The organism is Curvibacter cyanobacteriorum (assembly GCF_028649475.1).
In the GTDB taxonomy this organism is placed as follows: domain Bacteria; phylum Pseudomonadota; class Gammaproteobacteria; order Burkholderiales; family Burkholderiaceae_C; genus Curvibacter; species Curvibacter cyanobacteriorum.
In genome coordinates this window covers 24458-44830 of sequence record NZ_JAQSIP010000007.1, presented here as the reverse complement: position 1 = coordinate 44830, position 20373 = coordinate 24458, and the positions used below count along the sequence as shown (strand labels likewise).

The following is a 20373-nucleotide window of genomic DNA, read 5'->3' as shown; positions in this document are numbered from 1 at the left end:
CCCCCCATGACGCTCACCCCAAGCACCGCCCCGGTGGCCGAGCAGGTGGCCCGCTGGGCCCACGGCCTGCGACTGGACCAGGTGCCGATCGACGTGCGCACCCGCGCCTGCCACCTGATGCTGGACGCGCTGGGCATCGGCCTGGCCTCGACCCGCTATGCGTTCGCCCGCCAGGCCAGTGCCGCGATCGATGCGCTGGCCGGCCCCGGGGGCACCGTGCCCGTGCTGGGCCGCGCACAGCGCCTGCCGCTGCGCGATGCCGCCATGCTCAATGGCCTGCTGATCCATGGCCTCGACTACGACGACACCCACCCACGCGGCGTGGTGCACGCCACCACCTCGGTGCTGCCGGCCGCGCTGGCGCTGGCCGCCCACCAGGGGCGCAGCGGCGCCGAGCTGCTGACCAGCTACCTCATCGGCATGGAGCTGACCACCCGCCTCGGGGCCGCCGCCGGGGGGCTGTTTCACCAGGTCGGCTTCCACCCCACAGGCCTGGTCGGCACTTTTGGCTGCGCCCTTGCGGCCGGTCGCCTGCTGGGCCTTGAGGTGCCCCAGCTCAGCCACGCCCAGGGGGTGGCGCTGTCGGTGGCCAGCGGCAACCTGGAGTTCCTGCAAGACGGCGCCGGCACCAAGCGCTTGCACCCCGGGTGGGCGGCCGCGGCCGGCATCAGCGCGGCGATGTTCGCCGCCCATGGCATGAGCGGCCCGCGCGCCAGCTACGAGGGCCGCTATGGCCTGTACGCCAGCCACCTGGGCGCGCGCGCCAGCGAAGCCGACCTGGGCCAGATCACGGCCGGTCTGGGCCAGGTCTGGGAGCTGTGCAATGTGGCGGTCAAACCCCTGCCGGCCTGCCACTTCACCCACGCCTGCACCGACGCCGCCAGCGCCTTGTCGGCCGCCTGGGGCGGCGCGCCGCTGCGCCGCATCCGCGCGCGCCTGCCCGCCGGTGCGATGGCCGTGGTCTGTGAGCCGATCGAGAACAAACGCCGGCCACAGAACCCCTACGACGCCCAGTTCAGCATCCCCTACACGGTGGCCACGGCCTTGCGCCACGGGCGCTTCACCCTCGACGCCCTGGAGCCCGCGGCCATCGCCGACCCCGACACCCTGGCGCTGGCCGCGCTGGTCGAGTGCGAGGTCGACCCCGACGCCGACTTCCCACGCTACTACCCCGGCGAGCTGGTGCTGGAGCTGGCCGACGGCCGTGAACTGCGCCACCGCGAGCCCATCAACCGCGGCGCCCCGGGCCGCCCGATCAGCAACGCCGACATCGTCACCAAGTTCATCGACAACGCCACCCGCAGCGTGCCCCTGGCGCACGCGCAGCGGCTCCAGCACGCGGTGCTGAACCTGGCCCAAGGCCAGGCCGCCGAGCTGGCCGAGTTGCTGGCCACCGAATTCCCCGCCCCTGTGCGCCCCTGAAACCCTTTGGACTGAAAGCCTGCCATGAACCCTGCCACCGCCCTGCCCCACGACGACGCGCAAGAACAGGAACGCCTGATCCTGGACAGCGTTGAACGCTTCCTGGAAACCCAGGTCAAGCCCCATGTGCACCACCTCGAGCACGACGACATCTACCCGCTGGAGATCGTCGAGCAGATGAAAGAGATGGGCCTGTTCGGCTGCCTGATCGACCCCGCCTACGGCGGCCTGGGCCTGTCCACCAGCACCTACGCCAAGATCATCGAACGCATGTCCAAGGTGTGGATGTCGGTGTCGGGCATCATCAATTCGCACCTGATCATGGCCATGACCGTGCAGCGCTGTGGCACCGAGGCCCAGAAGCAGGCTTACCTGCCGCGCTTTGCCACCGGCGAGCTGCGCGGCGGCATCGGCCTGACCGAGCCGGACTGCGGCACCGACCTGCAAGCCATCCGCACCGTGGCGCGCCGCGACGGCGATGACTACGTGGTCAACGGCTCCAAGATGTGGATCACCAACAGCGGCTCGGGCAACACCCTCGTGCTGCTGGTCAAGACCGACCCGCAGGCCCAGCCGCGCCACCAGGGCATGAGCCTGCTGATTGCCGAAAAGGGACCGGGCTTCACGGTCAGCAAGAAGCTCGAGAAGCTGGGCTACAAAGGCATCGACAGCTGCGCGCTGAGCTTCGAGGACTACCGCGTGCCCGCCGATCGCCTGATAGGGGGCGTCGAGGGCAAGGGCCTGCAGCAGATCCTGGGCGGGCTGGAGCTGGGCCGCATCAACGTGGCCGCGCGCGGTCTGGGCATCGCGCAGGCCGCACTCGACGAGGCCGTGGCGTATTCGCAGACCCGCAAGACCTTTGGCAAGCCGATCTGCGAGCACCAGGCCATCGCGCTCAAGCTCGGCGAAATGGCCACCCGCACCCAGGCGGCACGGCTGCTGACCTACGCCGCGGCCCAGGCCTATGACCTGGGCCAGCGCTGCGACATGGAGGCCGGCATGGCCAAGTACTTCGCCACCGAGGCCGGTCTCGAGAACGCCATCGAAGCCATGCGCATCTTCGGCGGCTATGGCTACTCGAAGGAATACAACGTCGAACGCCTCTACCGCGATGCCCCCTTGCTGACCATCGGCGAGGGCACCAATGAACTGCAGCGCCTGATCATCGCGCGCGAGCTGATCGCGAGGAACCCGGTATGAGCCAGCCCGCCACCCCTCAAGGGCCCCTGCTGCAAGGCCTGCGCATCATCGCCATCGAGCAGTACGGCGCCGGCCCCTTTGGCACCCAACACCTGGCCGACCTGGGCGCCGAGGTGATCAAGATCGAGAACCCCGCCGAAGGCGGAGATGTGGGGCGCGCCGTCGGCCCGCACTACTTCGGCCCGGGCGACAGCCACTTCTACCAGTCCTTCAACCGCAACAAGCAAAGCGTCACCCTGGACCTCAAAAGCGAGGCCGGCCGCGCCGTGCTGCGCCGCCTCGCGGCCGGGGCCGACGTGGTGTTCAACAACCTGCGCGGCGACCTGCCCGCCAAGCTGGGGCTGACCTACGAGGCCTTGAAGGACGTCAACCCGGCCCTGGTCTGCGGTCATCTGTCGGCCTATGGCCGCACCGGCTCGCGCGCGGCCTGGCCGGGCTACGACTACCTGATGCAGGCCGAGGCCGGCTACCTGTCGCTGACTGGCGAGCCCGACGGCCAGCCCACCCGCGCGGGCCTGTCGATCATCGATTTCATGACCGGCACCACCGCGGCCATGGGTCTGCTGGCGGGGGTGGTCTCGGCGCGCGCCAGCGGCGTGGGCCGGGATGTGGACATCAGCCTGTACGACGTGGCCCTGAACAACCTGACCTACCTGGCCACCTGGTACCTCAACGCGGGCGTGGTGACGGGCCGCACGGCGCGCTCGGGTCACCCCTCGCTGGTGCCCAGCGAGCTGTACCCGACCCAGGACGGCTGGATCTTCCTGATGTGCAACAAGGAGAAGTTCTGGGGCGAGCTGTGCCACGCCCTGGGCCGCCCGGACTGGGTGGAGCACCCCGACTATCGCCGCTTTGCCGACCGCCTGCGCCACCGCAGCCAGCTCAATGCCGAGCTCGATGCGGTGCTGCGCACGGCCACCACGGCCGAATGGATGCAGCGCTTTGGCGGCCGCGTGCCGGCCTCGCCGGTGTACGACGTGGCCCAGGCGCTGGACAGCGACTTCGCACGCGAAAGCGGGGCGGTGGTCAGCGTGCCGCACCCGCAAGGCCCCGTGCGCACCCTGGCCTGCCCGGTGCGCGCCGGCCCCCAGCCGCTGCGCGCCGCCCCCGCGCTGGGCGAGCACACGGACACGGTGCTCAGACGGGCAGGATACGATCAGGCCGACATCGACGACCTGCGCCGCCAATCCGTTCTATGACCGACAAAACCCCTGTTCCGAAGACCGTGTCTGACCCCGCCGCGCGCGGCAAAGCCCTGCCCAGCCTGGGCGGGTCGCCACCGCGCTACCAGCAGTTGGCGCAGACCCTGCTCAACGAAATCGGATCAGGGCGTTACCCCGTGGGCTCGCAATTGCCCACCGAATTCGAGCTGTGCGAGCAGTTCGGCGTCAGCCGATCTACGGCCCGCGAAGCGCTCAAGCGCCTGGTGCAACTGGGCCTGGTGGTGCGCCAGGCGCGCATCGGCACCACCGTCAAATCCACCGCCAGCGTGCCGGGCTACCGCCAGCTCACCGCGGACGTGGCGGACCTGCACCAATACGCCACCGACACCACGCTGGTGATCGAACCCGGCCAGACGCGCCTGATCAATGCCACCGAAGCCGAGATGCTGGAAGCCTCGGCCGGTGAAACCTGGCTGCACCTGCAAGGCCTGCGCCGGGCCACCGGCGAGGCACGCCCCATCTGCCACACCGAACTGTGGCTGCACCCGGCCTTCCGCGCCATCCAGGGCATCGAAGGGCCGCTGCGGGGCTCGGTCTACGGCGCCATCGAACAGCAGTTTGGCGAGGTGGTGACCTCGGTGGAGCAAGAAATCCGCGCGGTGGCGATTGCCCCGCACCTGGCCGAGGTGCTGCAGGTGCCCCGGCACAGCCCCGGGCTGTGGGTGTGCCGCAAGTACCGCAACCACCGCGACGAGCTGATCGAGCTGGCCATCAGCGTGCACCCGGCCGACCGCTTCAGCCACACCAGCATCCTGCGCCGCGAATGGGCGGGCGACGCCCCGCGCGACGACAAGGCCCCGCCCCGGGGGCGTGGCGCATGACGCGGTCGCCGGCCTGGTGGGGCCTGGGCGTGACCCTGGCCATCCAGTCGATGGTCTCGATGGCCTTGTTGACGCTGCCCGTGATGGCCCCGGAAGCAGCGCGGGCGTTGGGCGCCTCGCCCGGCCTGCTGGGGGTGTATGTGGCCCTGGCCTACCTGGGGGCGATGGGGGCCAGCCTGGCGGCCGGTGCGGCCACCGCGCGCTATGGCGCCATCCGCATCAGCCAGATCGGTTTGCTGCTGTGCGGCCTGGGCCTGCTGCTCAGTGCCGTGCCGGTGCTGCCGGTGATGGGCCTCGGGGCCTGGCTGATCGGGCTGGGTTACGGCCCGATCACCCCAGCCAGCTCACACCTGCTGGCGCGCAGCACCCCGCCGGCGCAAATGGCGCTGGTGTTCTCGATCAAGCAAACCGGTGTCCCCCTGGGCGGCCTGGTGGCGGGGGCCCTGGTGCCCATGACGGCGCTGTGGCTGGGCTGGCAAGGCGCCCTGCTCAGCGTGGCGGGCCTGTGCCTGCTGTGCGCCCTGGGGGCGCAGGGCCTGCGCACCGAGTTCGACGCCGACCGCCAGCGCCAGCTGCCCCTGGCCATGGGCGACCTGCTGTCCCCCGTGCGCCTGGTGCTGGGGCAGCGTGCCCTGTCGCTGCTGGCCTTGTGCTCGTTCTTTTTCTCCATCATCCAGCTCTCGCTGACCACCTACCTGGTGACCTACCTGCACGAGACCCAGGCCTATTCGCTGGTCACGGCGGGGCTGGCCCTGTCGGTGGCCCAGGCCGCGGGCGTGGTGGGCCGCATCGCCTGGGGCTGGGTGGCGGACCGGTTTCTAGGGGCCAGGCGCACCCTGATCACGCTGGCTGGCCTGATGGTGCTGGGCTGCGTCAGCGTGGCCTGCCTGCAGCCCAGCATGGGCTGGTGGCTGGTGGGCCCGGCGCTGTGGGTGTTCGGCAGCTCGGCGATTGGCTGGAACGGGGTCTACCTGTCCGAGGTGGCGCGCCAGGCCCCGCCGGGTCAGGCCAGCGTGGCCACCGGCGGCACCCTGGCCATCACCTTCCTCGGCGTGGTGCTGGGGCCGGCCTTGTTCGGCGCCATCGCCAGTGCCTCGGGCAGTTTCCGCCTCGGCTACGCTTTGCTGGCCGTGCCCGCCCTGGTCTGCGCCGGGGTGCTTTGGGCCCGGCCCGCAACGCCACGCCCCACTTGATTCACAGACCAGGAGACCCCTTTGAGAGCCCCAGACCGCAGCTACCTGTTTGTCCCCGGCAACCGCCCCGAGCGCTTTGCCAAAGCCCTGCAATCAGGCGCCCATGCCGTGGTGCTGGACCTCGAGGATGCGGTCGCGCCCGAGCAGAAGGAAGCCGCCCGGCAAGCGCTGGCCGACTGGTTGCCGGGCGGGGCGCCGGTGTACCTGCGCGTGAATGGCAGCGACACCGCCTGGTTTGACGCCGACTGCGCCCTGCTCAGCGCCGCCGCGGTGCGCGGCGTGATGCTGCCCAAGGCCCAGGGGGTGAACGAACTCGCCGCGCTGCGCGCCCGGCTGCGGCCCGAGCAGACCCTGATCCCACTGATCGAAACCGTGCTGGGCTGGTCCCGGGCCCGCACGCTGGCGGCCTGCCCGGGGGTCTTGCGACTGGCCTTTGGCTCGGTCGATTTCGCGGCCGATGCAGGCATCCGTGGCGATGTCGAGGAACTGGCCTCGGTGCGCACCGAGCTGGTGTTGGCCTCTCGGCTGGCGGGCCTGCAAGCCCCGGTGGACGGGGTCAGCCTGGCGCTGGACGATGCGCTGCAGCAGGCCGAGGAGGTGGCACGCTCACGCCGCTTTGGCTTTGGGGCCAAGCTGTGCGTGCACCCCAAGCAGGTCGCGGGGGTGAACCAGGGCTTTGCCCCCAGCCCGGCCGAACGCGCCTGGGCCCAGCGGGTGGTCGACGCGGTGGCCCAGCGGGGCCTGGGGGCCATCGCGGTGGACGGCAAACTGGTCGACAAACCCGTCTTGCTGCTGGCCGAGGCCGTGCTGGCCGAGCCCCCCGCCGCCGCCGCCACGGCCTAGCGCCCAGCGCGGGCGCGCTCAGGCAGGCGCCACGGGCCGATCCAGCAGCCGCACCAGCAGCGCCCCGCCCGCCATCAGGGTGCTCAGGCCCACCACCCCCCACCAGCCCCAGTGCGCCAGCACCAGGCTGCCCAGGGCCGAACCAGCCGCCATGCCGATGAACATGGCGGTCAACAACAAGGCGTTGAGGCGACTGCGGGCGGCGGGCTCCAAGCTGTAGACCAGGGTCTGGTGCGCCACCAAGGCGGCCTGCACCCCAAAGTCGAAACCCACCGTGCACAGCGCCAACCAGGGCAGGCGGGCCGCCAGGGGCCAGTGGGATTCGAGCGCCAGCGCCGCAAAGCAGAGCACCGCCACCGCACAGCCCAGCCGCGTCACCCAGGCGGCCCCGCGCCGGTCGGCCCAGCGCCCGGCCAGCGGCGCAGCCAAGGCGCCGGCGGCCCCGGCCAGGCCAAAGGCCCCGGCCACCGCGCTGCCCATCTGGTAGCGCTGAAACAGCATCAGCGCCAGCGTGGACCAGAAGGCGCTGAACGCCACCGACAACAGGCCCTGCGCCCAGGCCGCGCGGCGCAGTTCGGGGTGGCGCCGCCAGAGCCCGACCATCGACGCCAGCAGCTCGCCATAGGGCAGCGAGGTGGTGGGCGCAAAGCGTGGCAGACCGCGCCAGCAGGCCCATCCAATGAGCGCCACCGCGAGGGCCGCCAGGCCGTAGACCGCGCGCCAGCCCAAGGGCTGGGCCAGCACCCCACTGACCACCCGCGACAGCAGGATGCCCAGCAGCAGCCCGGTCATCACCGTGCCCACGGTGCGCCCGCGTTGGGCTGCGCTGGCCAGGGTGGCCGCCGCCGGCACGATGTCCTGCGCCATCGTGGCCGCCACCCCCACCGCGAGGCTGGCCAGCATCAGCACCCCGAGGTTGGGAGCCAGCGCACAGCCCAGCAAGGCCAACACCAGCATGGCTGCCTTGAGCACGATGAGGTGGCGCCGGTCGTGGCGGTCGCCCAGTGGGGCCAGCAGCACGATGCCCAGCGCGTAGCCCAGCTGGGTCAAGGTGGGCACGGCCCCCACCTCGGCGGGGCTGGCGTGCAAGCTGACGCCCAGCGGTCCCAGCAAAGGCTGGCTGTAGTAGATCGAGGCCACGGCCAGGCCGGCCCCTGCGGCCAACAGGCCTACCAGGGAGGACGGCAGCGGGGCCGGGTCGGCCCGCCAAGGGGCCACTGTCGCGGGTGGAGACATGGGTAACGCCTTTCAGATGAACGGTGTGAAATCAGGGCTCCATTCTGTTTTTGCATGTCCGCGCTGGGTAGTGGTCTTTTTGGAACATAGGCTATACGCTAGACGCATGAACAAACTCCCCCAAAGCACCGATCGGCTGGCCTTGCTGCAAACCTGGGTGCGCATCGTGGACGCCGGCAGCCTGTCGGCGGCCGCCCAGCAACTGGGCACCACCCAGCCCACGGTGAGCCGGCGCCTGCAACTGCTGGAGCGCCAACTGGGCCTGCGCTTGCTGCAGCGCTCGACCCACGCCATGAAGGTGACGGAGGACGGCCAGCGCTGCTACGAGCACGCCAAGGCGCTGCTGGAGCGCTGGGACGCGATCGAGTCCGACCTGCGCGGCGTGCAGGACGCGCCGCGGGGCCTGTTGCGGGTGCTGGCCCCGACGGTGTTTGGTCAGCAGCAGCTGATGCCGCCCTTGGTCGAGTACCTGCGGCGTTACCCCGAGGCCTCGGTGGAGTGGCGCTTGCAAGACCGCCTGCCCGACTTCATCAGCGAGGGCATCGATTGCGCCGTGCGCATCGGCCCCGTCGACGAACCGGGCGTGGTGGCCATCCGCTTGGCCGAATTGCCCCGCATCGTGGTCGCCGCGCCCGGCCTGTGGGGCGACGGCCCGCCGCCCGAGACCCCGCAGGCCCTGGCGCGCCTGCCCTGGCTGGCCTTGAGCACGTTCTACCGCGATGAGGTCACGCTCTACCCCTGCGGCGCGGGCGAGGCCCAGCGATTTGCCATCCAGCCCCGGCTGTCCACCGACCACCTGCACGCGCTGTGCCAGGCGGCACTGGCCGGACTGGGCGTGGGCATCGCCTCCACCTGGGCCGTGGCCGACGCCTTGGACCAAGGGCGCCTGGTGCAGTTGGCGCCGCAATGGCGGGCGCCGCCCCTGCCGATCTCGCTGGTGCACCCGCCGGGTCGCTGGCAGCCCGCGCGGTTGCGCGCCTTCATCGCGCTGATGCGCGAGCACCTGCCACGGGTGCCCGGGGTGCAGGCGCCCAGTCGCCCCCACCCGCCGGGCTCGGGCGACCCAGCCCGCTGGGGCGCCTGAGCGGGTTCGGCGCCGGGCAGGGTGCCCGCGCCCGGGTCCGCGCGCGGCGGGGTCTGGGGGTGGGGACTCAGGCGTTGACGTCGACCACGACCCGCCCGCGCACCGTGCCCTGCAGCAACTGGTGCGCGGTGTCGATGGCCTGCCCCAGGCCAATGTCGTGGCTGAGCTGGCCGAGCTTGTCGAGCTGGAGGTCCGAGGCCAGGCGCTGCCAGGCGACCAAACGCTCTTCGCGCGGGCACATCACGCTGTCGATGCCCACCAGGGTCACCCCCCGCAAGATGAACGGCGCCACGGTGGCAGGCAAGTCCATGCCCCCGGCCAGGCCACAGGCCGTGACCACGCCGCGGTAGCGCGTGCTGGCGCACACATTGGCCAGCACCTGGCTGCCCACCACGTCCACCGCACCGGCCCAGCGTTCTTTGGCCAGGGGCTTGCCCGGGGCACTGAGCAGGGCGCGGTCCATCACCTCGGCGGCGCCAAGCTGCTGCAGGTAGGCCGCATCGCCCGGGCGCCCCGTGACCGCCACCACGCGGTAGCCCAAAGTCGACAGCAAGGCAATGGCCACACTGCCCACGCCCCCGGCAGCACCGGTGACCACGATCTCGCCGTGCTCGGGCCGCACGCCGTGGCGCTCCAGCGCCATCACGCACAGCATCGCGGTGTAACCCGCGGTGCCGATGGCCATGGCCTGCCGCGGGCTGAACGCCTGGGGCAGCGGCACCAGCCAGTCGCCGTTGAGGCGGGCTTTCTGGGCCAGGCCCCCCCAATGGGTTTCGCCAACCCCCCAGCCATTGAGGATCACCCAGTCACCGGCCCGGTAGGCCGGGTGGCTGCTGCTTTCGACCTCGCCCACCAGGTCGATGCCGGGGACCATCGGGAACTTGCGCACCACGGGCGAGCGGCCGGTGATGGCCAGGCCGTCTTTGTAGTTGAGGGTGGAATGGCTGACGCGCACGGTCACATCGCCTGCGGGCAATTGGCTGTCTTCCAGCGTCTGCAGGGCAGCCTGCTGGCGCTCGCTGTCCTTGTCGATCACGATGGCTTGGAACATGGGGGTCCTTTCTGAGGGCAAGTGAGGGGCAAACCAAGGGGGGCGCGGCGGGCGCGCCGCGGTGAGGGACGGCGGCCGCGCCGCGCTCAGGGCGCGGCCGGGCGCGGCAGGCCCGCCAGGAACTGGGTGGCAAATATCTGCAGGGGAAGCGCGCGGCGCTCGAGCTTGGTGCGCAGCACCGCGCCCTCCCAGCCGATCCAAAAGTAAGCGGCCAGGGCCTCCACATCGGCCTCGGGGGCCAGCTCGCCGACGCGCTGCGCCTCGCGCAGGTTGTCGGCCAGGCGGGCCTGCCAGTCCTCCAGGGTGCCGACCAGGCGGGCGCGAAAGGCGTCGGGCAAGGCGCCCATTTCCTGCCCCAGGTTGCCGATCAGGCAACCACGGCCATAGCCGTACTGCGCCATGCCAGCCTGCGCGTCGTCGACGAAGGCCTGCAGGCGCTGCAGCGGGCTGCGCTCGGAGGGGGCGAAGTGGCGCGCGAGCTTGCGCGCAAAGTAGTCGGCATAGTGCGCAATCAAGGCCAGGCCATAGGCCTCCTTGCTGCTGAAGTAATGGTAGAACGAGCCTTTGGGCACGCCGGCGCGCTGCAGCAGTTCGTCCAGGCCGGCGGCCACAAAGCCCTTTTCGGTCAACACCTCCAGGCCATGGCGCAACAGCGCCTCGCGCACGCCCAGGCAGTCGTCGCGGACCTTGGGCGGACGGCCGCGGGGACGGGGGATGGGCGTCGGGTGGGTTGTCGGGGTGGGCATGGCCGATTATTAAACCAATCGTCTTGTAAATACAAGCCAGACGCACCGAGGGCGCTGTTTCGCCCCCCAGCGCTGACCTGGGGCACGCGCCCGTGGCGTCGGCGCGGGCCAGGGTGTGGCCTCGCACAGACACGGCCCTGCGCCCGCTGCAGCATGGTCGGGCAGGCCATTTCGCCGCGTCCTTGCGACCCAGGAACCCCACCATGCGTGCCCTCGTTTACCACGGCCCCGGCCTCAAAGCCCTCGAAGACCGGCCTCAGCCGCAGCTGAGCCACGCCGGCGACGCGATCGTGCGTGTGACCCGCACCACGCTGTGCGGCACCGACCTGCACATCCTGCAAGGGGATGTCCCCACCTGCCGCCCCGGCACCATCCTGGGCCACGAGGGGGTGGGGGTGGTGGCGTCCGTCGGCCCGGGGGTCAGCCGCTTTCAGGCCGGGGACCGGGTGCTGATTTCTTGCATCACGGCCTGCGGCCGCTGCCCTGCTTGCCGGCGGGGCATGCCGTCGCATTGCGAGACCGGCGGCTGGATCCTGGGCAACACCATCGACGGCACCCAAGCCGACTGGGTGCGCATTCCGCACGCGGACACCAGCCTGCACCCCATCCCCGAGGGGTCGGACGAGGAGGCGCTGGTGATGCTCAGCGACATCCTGCCCACGGGCTTTGAATGCGGGGTGCTCAATGGGCGCGTGCAGCCGGGCAGCAGCGTGGCCATCGTGGGGGCCGGTCCGATCGGGCTGGCCACCCTGCTGACGGCGCAGCTGTACTCGCCGGCCCAGATCATCCTGATCGACCTCGATGCGCACCGCCTGGCCATCGGCCAACGCTTTGGCGCCACCCACACGGTCCACAGCGGCAGCGGCGACGCGGCGGCCCAGGTGCGGGCCTTGACCGGCGGCCGGGGGGTGGACACGGCGATTGAGGCGGTGGGCATCGCCGCCACCTTTGAGCTGTGCCAGGACCTGGTGGCGGCGGGGGGCTTCATTGCCAACATCGGCGTGCATGGGCACCCGGTGCCCCTGCACCTGGAGCGGCTGTGGTCGCAGAACCTGACCATCACCACCCGGCTGGTGGACACGGTCAGCACGCCGATGCTGCTCAAAACGGTGCTGAGCGGGCGCATCGACGCCCGGCAGTTGATCACCCACCACTTCCCGCTGGACCACATCCTGCAGGCTTACGACACCTTCGCCCGGGCCGCCGACACGCAGGCCCTGAAGGTCATCGTGACGACGTGACGGACGCCCGCGCCACGGGGGCAGTCCGGCGCGACCTCAGCGGTCCCACCAGGCGGGCTCGCCCACCGATTCACGCAGTTGCTCGATGAACAACTCGCTGCGGCGCGAGCGGCCCCGGCCCATTCCCCGCAGCACATAGATGCCGGGCAGGCCGTCCTGCGGCGGCTCGGTCAGCTCGTGCGGAAACAGGGCCACCAATCGGCCGTCGCGCAGCAGGTCGCTGACCACCCAGGTCGCGATGTGCACGATGCCCAGGCCGGCCAGCGCCGCCTGCAGCATGCCGTCCTTGTCGTCGGTGCGAAAGCGCCCTTGCACCCGCAGAGGCTGCTGGCGGTTGAAGCCCGCATAGCGCCAGACAAACGACGGCGCGGGCGGCGTGGCCACATTGATGCAATCGTGTTGCAGCAAATCCATCGGGGTCTGTGGACGCCCGGCCCGCGCCAGGTAGGCCGGGCTGGCGCAGGTGACCAGGCGCACCGGCGCCAGCAACTGGGCTTTGTGCTCGACGTCCAGCTGCAAGCCAATGCGCACCGCCACATCGACCAAGGAGTCGTTCAAGTCCAGCACCTGGTCGCTGAGGTGCAGGTCCACCTCCACCCCGGGGTGGCGCTGCATGAACTCGGCCACCGCAGGCACCACATGGCGCCGGCCAAAGGCGGTGGGCGCGGTGACCGTGATTTGCCCTTGCAGCGTGTCGTCCATTGGCTGCAGGGACTGCTTGGCCTCGGCGATCTCGCTCAGAATGGCGCGGGCGCGGGGCACAAACCGCTCACCGGCATCGGTCAACGCGACGCGGCGGGAACTGCGGCGAAACAGGCTGGAGCCCAGTTCGGACTCCAGCGCATCGATCTTGCGCGTGACCGATGACACCGCCACGTCCTGCTCGCGGGCCACCTCCGAGAACTGCCCGGCCCGGGCCACGGCCAAAAAAGTCTTGAGTGCGTCGATCATGGGTTGCCAGGTCTGCCCTGGGTCGGAAGAAAGGGTGCAATCTTTGCAAATGGTGCAAAAACAGATTGCGTAACGCCCTATTGTTCCCTTTATTGCAAAAAGCAACAATGGGTTTCCTTTTCTTCCATCAACCCGGCCAACGCCCTGCGCGTGGCCCCGACAAGGTGACCCCATGACCTCGACGCACACGCTCTCCCTTCCCCGCCGCTCGCGCCTGACCCGCGCCACGCTGCAAAGCCTGGGCCTGTCGCTGGCCCTGACCCTGGGCGGCCTGGCCCTGCCCATGGCCGGCGCGCACGCCGCGGCCAGCCAGCAGAAGGTCCAGGCCCCTGGCTGGTACCGCCTGATGGTGGGCTCGGCCGAGGTCACCGCCCTCAGCGACGGCACCGTCGATCTGCCGGTGGACCAGTTGCTGCACGCCCCCAAGGCCAAAGTCGCCCAAGGCCTCAAAAAGAACTTCCTGGCCACCCCGCTGGAGACCTCGGTCAACGGCTTTCTGATCAACACCGGCAGCCGCCTGATCCTGGTGGACACCGGCGCTGGCAGCCTGTTTGGCCCCACCCTGGGCCGCCTGGCTGCACAGATCGTGGCCGCGGGCTACCAGCCCGACCAGGTGGACGACATCGTCATCACCCACATGCACCCGGACCACGTGGGTGGGCTGGTGGCCGATGGCAAGCGCGTGTTCCCCAACGCCACCGTGCACGCCGACCAGGCCGACAAGGACTTCTGGTTGTCCAAAGCCAACCTCGAGGCGGCCCCGGCGGCCAACAAGGGCTTCTTCCAAGGTGCCATGGCCTCGCTGACGCCCTATGACGACGCTGGCAAGCTCAAGACCTTCAGCGGCAACGGCGAGGTCTTGCCGGGCCTGCGCACCCTGGCCACCCATGGCCACACGCCCGGCCACAACGTCTATGTGCTGGAGAGCGAAGGCAAGCGCCTGGTGCTGATCGGTGACCTGATCCACGTCGCCTCGGTCCAACTGGAATCGCCCGAGGTGACGATTGGCTTTGACGCCGACGCCGGCCAGGCCCGCAAGGAACGCCTGCGCCTGTTCAAGCAACTGGCTGCCGACGGCAGCCTGGTGGCCGTGTCCCACTTCCCCTTCCCGGGCGTGGGCCGCCTGCGCGCCAGCGGCAAGGGCTTTGCCTGGGTGCCGCTGAACTACAGCAGCCAGGTGAAGTGAGGTGCTGGGGGCCAGTCGGCCCCCAGCAGCGGTGTCGGCCCACGCTGGGGCCAGGAGCGGAGCCCGTCGCTCAGGCCTCGTAGGCCCGCAGGGCCGACAGCGGGAGGTGCAGTTCCTCCATCTGCGCAAAGGCCTCCAACAGGTACGCCACCGTGACGCGCACCCGGGGTGCAACCAAGGCCCGGTGGGGGTACTGCAAGGTCATCTCAAAATGGCCAGGGTGGTGGGCTTTCAACAGCAGCACGCGCAAGGCCCCGGACTGCAGGTGCTTCCATGCATGGTGAGCCCCCACCTCAGCCACGCCCAAACCGGCCACCGCCGCTTGGGTCAGCGTCTCGGGCGACGACAAGGTGAGCACCGAGGCGTCGGTGTTCAGGGTGGTGATGCTGCCGTCCCTGGCCTTGAAGTTCCAGGGCGAGACACGCCCGCCCAAGAAGCGGCGCGTCAGCAACCGGTGCTGCGCCAAGTCCTCAGGCCGCCTGGGAACCCCGTGGGCCGCCAGGTAATCGGGTGACGCCACGAGCACCATGTTGAAGTGGCAAATGGTGCGAGACACCAGCGACGAGTCTGCAATCCGGCCCCCACGCAGCGCCAGGTCGTAACCGTCGTGCACCAGGTCAATGACCCGGTCATCAAAATCCACCTCCACCGCCAGGCCGGGGTACCTGGCCAGCAGGCCCGGAAGCACCGGGGCCAGTTGCTCGCGCCCAAAGCCCACGCTGGTGGACAGTCGTACCCGCCCCGTGGGGGCGGCACGGCTGGACACCACCGCGTCAGCGGCCTGGTCCAGGGCCTCCAGCGCGATGCGCGCCTGCCGCAAGAAAGCCTCGCCTTCCTCGGTCAGATTGAGGGTGCGCGTGGTGCGGTTCATCAACCGCACGCCCAGGGCACGTTCCAGCCCCGCAATGTTCTTGCTGACGGCCGCTGACGAGATGCCCAGCGCGCGGGCACCGGCGGCAAAGCTGCCCGCGTCGGCCGCTTGCACAAACGACAGGATGGCGCGCACGCGCTGCGAAGAGTCCATGGAGACACCCCTTTTAAAGCCCCATGACAAGGCCAATGATTATCAACTTCAAGTTGTTAAATCCTAAACCGGAAGAGTGGTTCTCTTCACGAATGATCGAACCCAGAATTCGACCAACGCCACCGGATTCCAGGCCAGAGGAGGACCCCAGGCGCGCCGCCTTTGGCGACGCCAAATGATCCCCATCGGCCGCCCCGAACCCATGGCGCTGTCACCCATTCGCCAATGGCCCACCGCGAACCAGGCCCCGCCCCCAGCCTGCAACGCGGCGCCCAACCCGAGCCCCTCGCCATGAAAACACTGCTCATCGTTTCTCACCCCTACCCCGATCAATCGCAGGCGGTCCGCAGCCTGCAACAGGCCGCAGAACCACTGCCGAACCTTCTGGTGCGGAACCTGGAATCCCTGTATGGCCACGACACCCGTGCCATTGACGTGGCCGCGGAGCAAGCGGCTCACGACAACGTCGACCGCGTTGTCTACCTGTTTCCGATCCACTGGTTCAACCTGACCCCCATGCTCAAGGCCTACCTGAACCAGGTTTGGACCTACGGCTGGGCCTTTGGCCCCGAAGGCAAGGCCCTGCAAGGCAAGGAGATGCAGGTGGTGGTCACAGCAGGTGCCAGCGCCCACACCTACTCAGCGGAGGGCCTGATTCAAAGCCGGATCCAGGAGATCTTGACCCCCATGAAAGCCAGCGCTCTTTATGTGGGCATGCACTACGCCGAGCCCCTGGCCTTCTACGAGGCCATGGGAGCCCAGGGCGACCGGCTGGCAGGCTTTCGGGACGCCCTGCGCGCCCGCTTGAGCGCCCCCTTGAGCCCAAGCCTGGTGGCCTGAACCCAGTCCCCCAACCAGGAAACTGACCATGAAACTGCTTTGCCTCGACGTCCCCCAAGCGGGCGCCAGCCCCGATCAATATGGCCCCTACCTGATGGATGAAGTCCGTCATAGCTGGGCCCTTTACAAGTCCGGCTTCACGCGGGACATCTACTTCCGCCAAGACCGGCCCGGCGTGGCCCTGATCGCCGAAGCGGACTCGGTCGATGCGGCACGCGCGACGCTGATGACCTTCCCCTTGGCCGAGGCCGGTCTGATTGACTGGGAAGTGATTCCCCTGGGACCGATGGTGAACTGGGAACTGCTGTTCGCCCAACCGTGACCCCTGAGCCTGGGGCCGCGCGCCGCACCAGTGCACCCCATCGCCCAGGTCACCGCCCGCCCCATCAGAGCGCCGTCCCGAACGCCCTGGTGGCCTCCACGTCAAACCACACATCAGGACCCACCATGCCCATCGATCCCCACTGGGACAAGGTTTTCCCCCTCAGCGATCAGGTTCAGCACCGCAAAGTGCGCTTCGTCAACCGTTTCGGCATCGAATTGGCCGCCGACCTCTACCAGCCCAAGGCAACGAGCCCAGGCCCACAACGCTGGCCGGCCCTGGTGATGAGCGGCCCCTTCGGCGCCGTCAAGGAGCAGTCGTCGGGTCTGTACGCCCAGACCTTGGCAGAGCGTGGCTTCGTCACACTGGCGTTTGACCCGGCCTTCACCGGCGAAAGCGGTGGCGCCGTGCGCCATGTGGCCTCGCCCGACATCGGGTCGGAAGACTTCAGCGCCGCGGTCGATTACCTCGGGCTGCAGGCCCAGGTGGACCGCGACCGGATCGGCGCGCTGGCCATCTGCGGCCTCAGTGGCATGGCCTTGACCGCGGCTTCCAGCGACGCACGGATCAAGGCGGTGGTCACGGCATCGATGTACGACATGTCACGCAGCATCAGCCGGGGCTACCGGGACAGTTACACCCCAGCCCAGCGCCATGCCATCGTGGCCTACCTGAGCCAGCAACGTTGGGAAGATGCGGCCAGGGGACGCCCTGCCCCGGGTTGGCATGAGGTGCCATTCGATGCCGAAGGCCGACTGCTCAAGGGGCAACGCACCCTGCCCGAGCACCTGCCGGCCGACGCCAACCCGGTGCTGGCCGCCTTCTTTGACTACTACCGAACACCCCGGGCTTACCACCCACGCGCCATCAACTCGACCACGGCCTGGAACGCGACCACCCCGGTGTCGTTCTTCAACTTTCCGCTGGCGGCCCACGTTGAGATGATTGCGCCCCGTCCTGTGTTGCTGATCGCAGGCGAGCATGCCCATTCGCGCTACTACTCGGAGGACCTGTACCAGGCCGCGGCTGAGCCCAAGCAGCTGCTCATCGTGCCGGGGGCGGACCATGTCGACCTCTATGACCGGCTGGACAAGATCCCGTTCGACGAGATCGAGCGCTTCTTCCGCCAGGCTTTCCAGTGAGACGCATGCCCTGCGACGGCCTCAGAGGCGCTGACGCGGCGCAAAGCACGCGCTCGGCAACAGCCCATCGTGCCCGCCAGGCGCGGTGAACTCGGCTCGCGAATGCGCCACGCCATCAACACCGAGGTCGGGTTCATGGGCCGCAACAGAGCGGTACATGCGTCCCAGCCCTGAAGTCGGGGCCAATGTCTTGCCCCTGCTGACCCCCTGCTTGGTGCCTTTCCATTCGCCGTCATCACCACCAGCCCTCGCCACGGAGCCCCCATGCCCAGCCCCCACCCACCTTTCGAACAGGGTTCGCCACGCCGGTCCGCGGCCACCAGCGCCCACAGCCCGCGTCAGCGCCAACGACGTCGCGCCTTGAGCGCCCTGTTGGCCCAGGCAACCCTGCTGAGTGTGCCCCGTGCCCCTGCCCTGGCCAGCACCACCCACATGAAAATCCAACTGAGTCTTGACGACCTTGAACTGCAGGTGCGGATGGAAGACCACGCCACCGCGCGTGACTTCATCAGCCTGCTGCCGCTTCACCTGTCACTGGAGGACTACGCGGCGATCGAAAAAATCGCGACCTTGCCACGCCGACTCCCTACAGCAGGCGCCCCCGCGGGCTACACACCAGAGGCGGGCGACCTGGCCTACTACGCGCCTTGGGGCAACCTGGCTTTGTTCTACAAAGGATTCAGCTACTCAGCCGGGCTGATCCGCCTGGGCCGTATCGAGGGGCCACTCGAAGCCTTGGCGAAATCGAGGTCCCGCACCGCCCGCTGGCGCCTGGCAGGGGGGTGAGACGGCACGCCTGGACCACCGCCCACAGCGCCCGTCCATCGCTGATGGCGTGCCGGCCGGGCCTGCAATTCAGCGCTGCGACAGGCTGTCCTTGGCGTTCAGCCTGGGGGGCGCTCAACGAAGCAGAACACCGTTGCCGCCCTTGCTCACCGCCCGTTTGACGCGGCGCTTGTGTGACCCACCTACCTACCTTATAGTAGGTAGTCATGAGCACCGCTGTTTCCCGCCACACCCAAACCGACACCCGCCAACTGATCTTGCGCATCGCGGGCCAGTTGCTGCTGACGCGCTCGTACCTGGGCCTGAGTTTTCAGGACCTCGCCGATCGGGTGGGCATCCGCAAGGCCAGCCTCTACCACCACTTTGCGTCCAAAGAGGTGCTGGGCGTGGCCTTGGTGAACGCCAGCCAGAACCGCTTCGTCCGGTGGACCGAAGACGTGGCCCACCTGGGCCCCGCCGATCAGATGCTGGCCTACATCCGCATGTTCCGCGACCTGATCGGGGCCGGCGATCGGGTCTGCCCTCTCGGGGCCCTGGGGGGCGAGTGGGATTGCATCGAACCCGAACTGAAAACCGCGGTGCGCGGTTTTCACCAGACCCAGATCGACTGGTTGACCCAGGTGGCCGGCGCCTTGCCAGCCGCCTCGCTGTCGCCCCCGGGCGCCACGGCCGCGGTGGCCGCCGCCCAGTGGGCGGCCCAGGTCAACGCGGCGTGTCAGGGCGCCATGATCAACGCGCGCATCCACGACGACGTGAACGGGTTTGACCTCGCGCTGGCGCCACTGCGGTCACAACTGCAAGCCTTGCGCTGACCACCCGCACGGGTCATGCCTGGGGCATGGCCCTTTTTTTAAGCCAACAACCTACCGATTGATAGGTAGTCAAATTCAAATTTCAAGGAGATGACATGAAAGCCCTGATCGCCAGCTACGGCCGCACCCCGTTCCACTTTGCCAGGAAAGGCGCCTTGGCCTCGACCCGGCCCGAATCACTGGCCGCACAGGCCATGGCCGGGGTGCTGGCCAGGTCGGGCATCGACCCTGCGCTGCTGGAGGATGTGATCGTGGGTTGCGCCTACCCGGAAGGGGCGCAAGGCAACAACATCGCGCGCATCGCCAGCTTTCTGGCCGGACTGCCACAGCATGTCGGGGGCATGACACTGAACCGCTTCTGCGGCTCGTCGATGTCGGCGGTGCACATGGCGGCCGCGCAAATTGAAGCCGGCATCGGCGAGGCTTACCTGTGCGTGGGGGTGGAGTCGATGACGGCCGTGCCTCAGGGCGGGCTGCATTTCGACCCCAACCCGGAGCTGATGGACCGCTACCCCGAGGCCTACATCGCCATGGGGGAGACGGCCGAGAACGTCGCCGCGCAATGGGGCATCTCGCGCGCCGACCAGGACGCCATGGCCCTGCAGTCGCACCAGAAAGCGGCCGCCGCCCAACAAGCCGGCCTGCTGGCCGACGAGATCATCCCCACCCGCACCGCCGAAGGTCAGTGGATTGACACCGATGGCTGCATTCGCCCCGGCACCAGCCTGACGGCCCTGGCGGCGCTGAGGCCCGCCTTTCGGCCCGACGGCGTGGTCACCGCCGGCACCTCATCGCCGCTGACGGATGGCGCCGCCGCGGTGCTGGTGGTGCACGAAGACTTCGCACAACGCCACGGGCTGAAGGCCCTGGCGCGCATTGAAACCATGGCCACCTACGGCGTGGACCCGCGCTTGATGGGCATCGGCCCGATCCCGGCCACGCGGCGCGCCCTGGACCGCGCACACCTCCAAGTCGCCGACCTGAACGTGGTCGAGATCAACGAAGCCTTCAGCGCCCAGGCCTTGGCCTGCATCCGAGACCTGGGGCTGGACCCCGCGACGGTCAACATCGATGGCGGCGCGCTGGCGCTGGGCCACCCCCTGGGCGCGACCGGGGCCCGCATCACGGGCAAAGCCGCGTCCTTGCTGCGACGCGTGGGGGGCCGCTACGCCTTGGCCACCCAGTGCATTGGGGGTGGGCAGGGGATCGCGACGGTCCTGAGCGCCGTCTGACCGAGCCCCGTCCAACCA

Annotated in this window: 21 protein-coding genes; 15 read left to right on the top strand and 6 right to left on the bottom strand. The window is 69.3% G+C overall.

Annotation, left to right across the window (positions count from 1 at the left end):
• Positions 1-6: 6 nt before the first annotated feature.
• From PSQ40_RS14935 to PSQ40_RS14910, 6 genes are read left to right on the top strand one after another with little or no spacing between them, the layout of a single operon-like run.
• On the top strand, positions 7-1422 hold the full coding sequence (locus tag PSQ40_RS14935; RefSeq protein ID WP_273952469.1) for an MmgE/PrpD family protein: 1416 nt from the start codon (positions 7-9) through the stop codon (positions 1420-1422).
• Between the two features lie 24 nt (positions 1423-1446).
• A complete protein-coding gene (locus PSQ40_RS14930) occupies positions 1447-2622 on the top strand; it encodes an acyl-CoA dehydrogenase family protein (RefSeq protein ID WP_273952468.1) in 1176 nt (391 codons plus the stop codon).
• Entirely contained in the window at positions 2619-3821 is a 1203-nt protein-coding gene (locus tag PSQ40_RS14925) for a CaiB/BaiF CoA transferase family protein (RefSeq protein WP_273952466.1), read from the top strand. Before PSQ40_RS14930 ends, PSQ40_RS14925 begins: the two co-directional genes overlap by 4 nt.
• Positions 3818-4666 carry a GntR family transcriptional regulator gene (locus tag PSQ40_RS14920; RefSeq protein ID WP_273952464.1) on the top strand — a complete coding sequence of 283 codons (849 nt, stop codon included), beginning with the start codon at positions 3818-3820 and terminating at the stop codon, positions 4664-4666. The genes PSQ40_RS14925 and PSQ40_RS14920 overlap by 4 nt, the downstream gene beginning before the upstream one ends.
• On the top strand, positions 4663-5859 hold the full coding sequence (locus PSQ40_RS14915) for an MFS transporter (RefSeq protein WP_273952463.1): 1197 nt from the start codon (positions 4663-4665) through the stop codon (positions 5857-5859). Before PSQ40_RS14920 ends, PSQ40_RS14915 begins: the two co-directional genes overlap by 4 nt.
• Positions 5860-5880: 21 nt before the next feature.
• The gene (locus PSQ40_RS14910) at positions 5881-6702 is read left to right on the top strand and encodes an HpcH/HpaI aldolase/citrate lyase family protein (RefSeq protein ID WP_273952461.1); all 822 of its coding nucleotides are present in this window, start codon (positions 5881-5883) and stop codon (positions 6700-6702) included.
• Between the two features lie 18 nt (positions 6703-6720).
• Here PSQ40_RS14910 and PSQ40_RS14905 read toward each other — a convergent pair whose 3' ends face one another.
• On the bottom strand, positions 6721-7938 hold the full coding sequence (locus PSQ40_RS14905; RefSeq protein ID WP_273952459.1) for an MFS transporter: 1218 nt from the start codon (positions 7936-7938) through the stop codon (positions 6721-6723).
• Positions 7939-8044: 106 nt separating this feature from the next.
• Between PSQ40_RS14905 and PSQ40_RS14900 the strand changes: the two genes are divergently transcribed.
• Positions 8045-9022, top strand: a complete 978-nt coding sequence (locus PSQ40_RS14900) for a LysR family transcriptional regulator (protein ID WP_273952457.1) — start codon at positions 8045-8047, stop codon at positions 9020-9022.
• Between the two features lie 67 nt (positions 9023-9089).
• Here the strand turns inward: PSQ40_RS14900 and acuI are convergent, their stop codons facing one another.
• A complete protein-coding gene (gene acuI / locus PSQ40_RS14895) occupies positions 9090-10073 on the bottom strand; it encodes an acrylyl-CoA reductase (NADPH) (protein WP_273952456.1) in 984 nt (327 codons plus the stop codon).
• Between the two features lie 86 nt (positions 10074-10159).
• Entirely contained in the window at positions 10160-10819 is a 660-nt protein-coding gene (acuR, locus tag PSQ40_RS14890; RefSeq protein ID WP_273952455.1) for an acrylate utilization transcriptional regulator AcuR, read from the bottom strand.
• Between the two features lie 203 nt (positions 10820-11022).
• On the opposite strand from acuR, the gene PSQ40_RS14885 reads away from it, so the two are divergent.
• The gene (locus tag PSQ40_RS14885; protein ID WP_273952454.1) at positions 11023-12060 is read left to right on the top strand and encodes a zinc-dependent alcohol dehydrogenase family protein; all 1038 of its coding nucleotides are present in this window, start codon (positions 11023-11025) and stop codon (positions 12058-12060) included.
• A gap of 36 nt (positions 12061-12096) precedes the next feature.
• Here PSQ40_RS14885 and PSQ40_RS14880 read toward each other — a convergent pair whose 3' ends face one another.
• Complete coding sequence (locus PSQ40_RS14880) at positions 12097-13011, bottom strand: LysR family transcriptional regulator (RefSeq protein WP_273952452.1); 915 nt, start codon at positions 13009-13011, stop codon at positions 12097-12099.
• A gap of 172 nt (positions 13012-13183) precedes the next feature.
• Between PSQ40_RS14880 and PSQ40_RS14875 the strand changes: the two genes are divergently transcribed.
• Complete coding sequence (locus tag PSQ40_RS14875) at positions 13184-14197, top strand: MBL fold metallo-hydrolase (RefSeq protein ID WP_273952449.1); 1014 nt, start codon at positions 13184-13186, stop codon at positions 14195-14197.
• Positions 14198-14267: 70 nt separating this feature from the next.
• Here PSQ40_RS14875 and PSQ40_RS14870 read toward each other — a convergent pair whose 3' ends face one another.
• Positions 14268-15221, bottom strand: coding sequence for a LysR family transcriptional regulator (locus tag PSQ40_RS14870; protein WP_273952447.1), 954 nt, complete (start codon positions 15219-15221; stop codon positions 14268-14270).
• A gap of 291 nt (positions 15222-15512) precedes the next feature.
• Here PSQ40_RS14870 and PSQ40_RS14865 point away from each other — a divergent pair, with 291 nt between their 5' ends.
• From PSQ40_RS14865 to PSQ40_RS14855, 3 genes are all read left to right on the top strand, one after another.
• Entirely contained in the window at positions 15513-16061 is a 549-nt protein-coding gene (locus PSQ40_RS14865) for an NAD(P)H-dependent oxidoreductase (RefSeq protein WP_273952444.1), read from the top strand.
• A 28-nt stretch (positions 16062-16089) separates the two neighbouring features.
• Positions 16090-16383 carry a superoxide dismutase gene (locus PSQ40_RS14860; protein WP_273952442.1) on the top strand — a complete coding sequence of 98 codons (294 nt, stop codon included), beginning with the start codon at positions 16090-16092 and terminating at the stop codon, positions 16381-16383.
• Positions 16384-16508: 125 nt separating this feature from the next.
• Positions 16509-17525, top strand: a complete 1017-nt coding sequence (locus tag PSQ40_RS14855; RefSeq protein WP_273952441.1) for an alpha/beta hydrolase — start codon at positions 16509-16511, stop codon at positions 17523-17525.
• A 21-nt stretch (positions 17526-17546) separates the two neighbouring features.
• Here PSQ40_RS14855 and PSQ40_RS14850 read toward each other — a convergent pair whose 3' ends face one another.
• Positions 17547-17684 carry a hypothetical protein gene (locus PSQ40_RS14850; protein WP_273952439.1) on the bottom strand — a complete coding sequence of 46 codons (138 nt, stop codon included), beginning with the start codon at positions 17682-17684 and terminating at the stop codon, positions 17547-17549.
• 105 nt (positions 17685-17789) lie between these two features.
• Between PSQ40_RS14850 and PSQ40_RS14845 the strand changes: the two genes are divergently transcribed.
• The 3 genes from PSQ40_RS14845 (at position 17790) to PSQ40_RS14835 (ending at position 20355) form a co-directional block, all read left to right on the top strand.
• Positions 17790-18311, top strand: coding sequence for a cyclophilin-like fold protein (locus PSQ40_RS14845; RefSeq protein ID WP_273952436.1), 522 nt, complete (start codon positions 17790-17792; stop codon positions 18309-18311).
• A gap of 206 nt (positions 18312-18517) precedes the next feature.
• On the top strand, positions 18518-19123 hold the full coding sequence (locus PSQ40_RS14840; RefSeq protein WP_273952435.1) for a TetR/AcrR family transcriptional regulator: 606 nt from the start codon (positions 18518-18520) through the stop codon (positions 19121-19123).
• A gap of 95 nt (positions 19124-19218) precedes the next feature.
• A complete protein-coding gene (locus tag PSQ40_RS14835) occupies positions 19219-20355 on the top strand; it encodes a thiolase family protein (protein ID WP_273952433.1) in 1137 nt (378 codons plus the stop codon).
• The last annotated feature ends 18 nt before the right edge of the window (positions 20356-20373 follow it).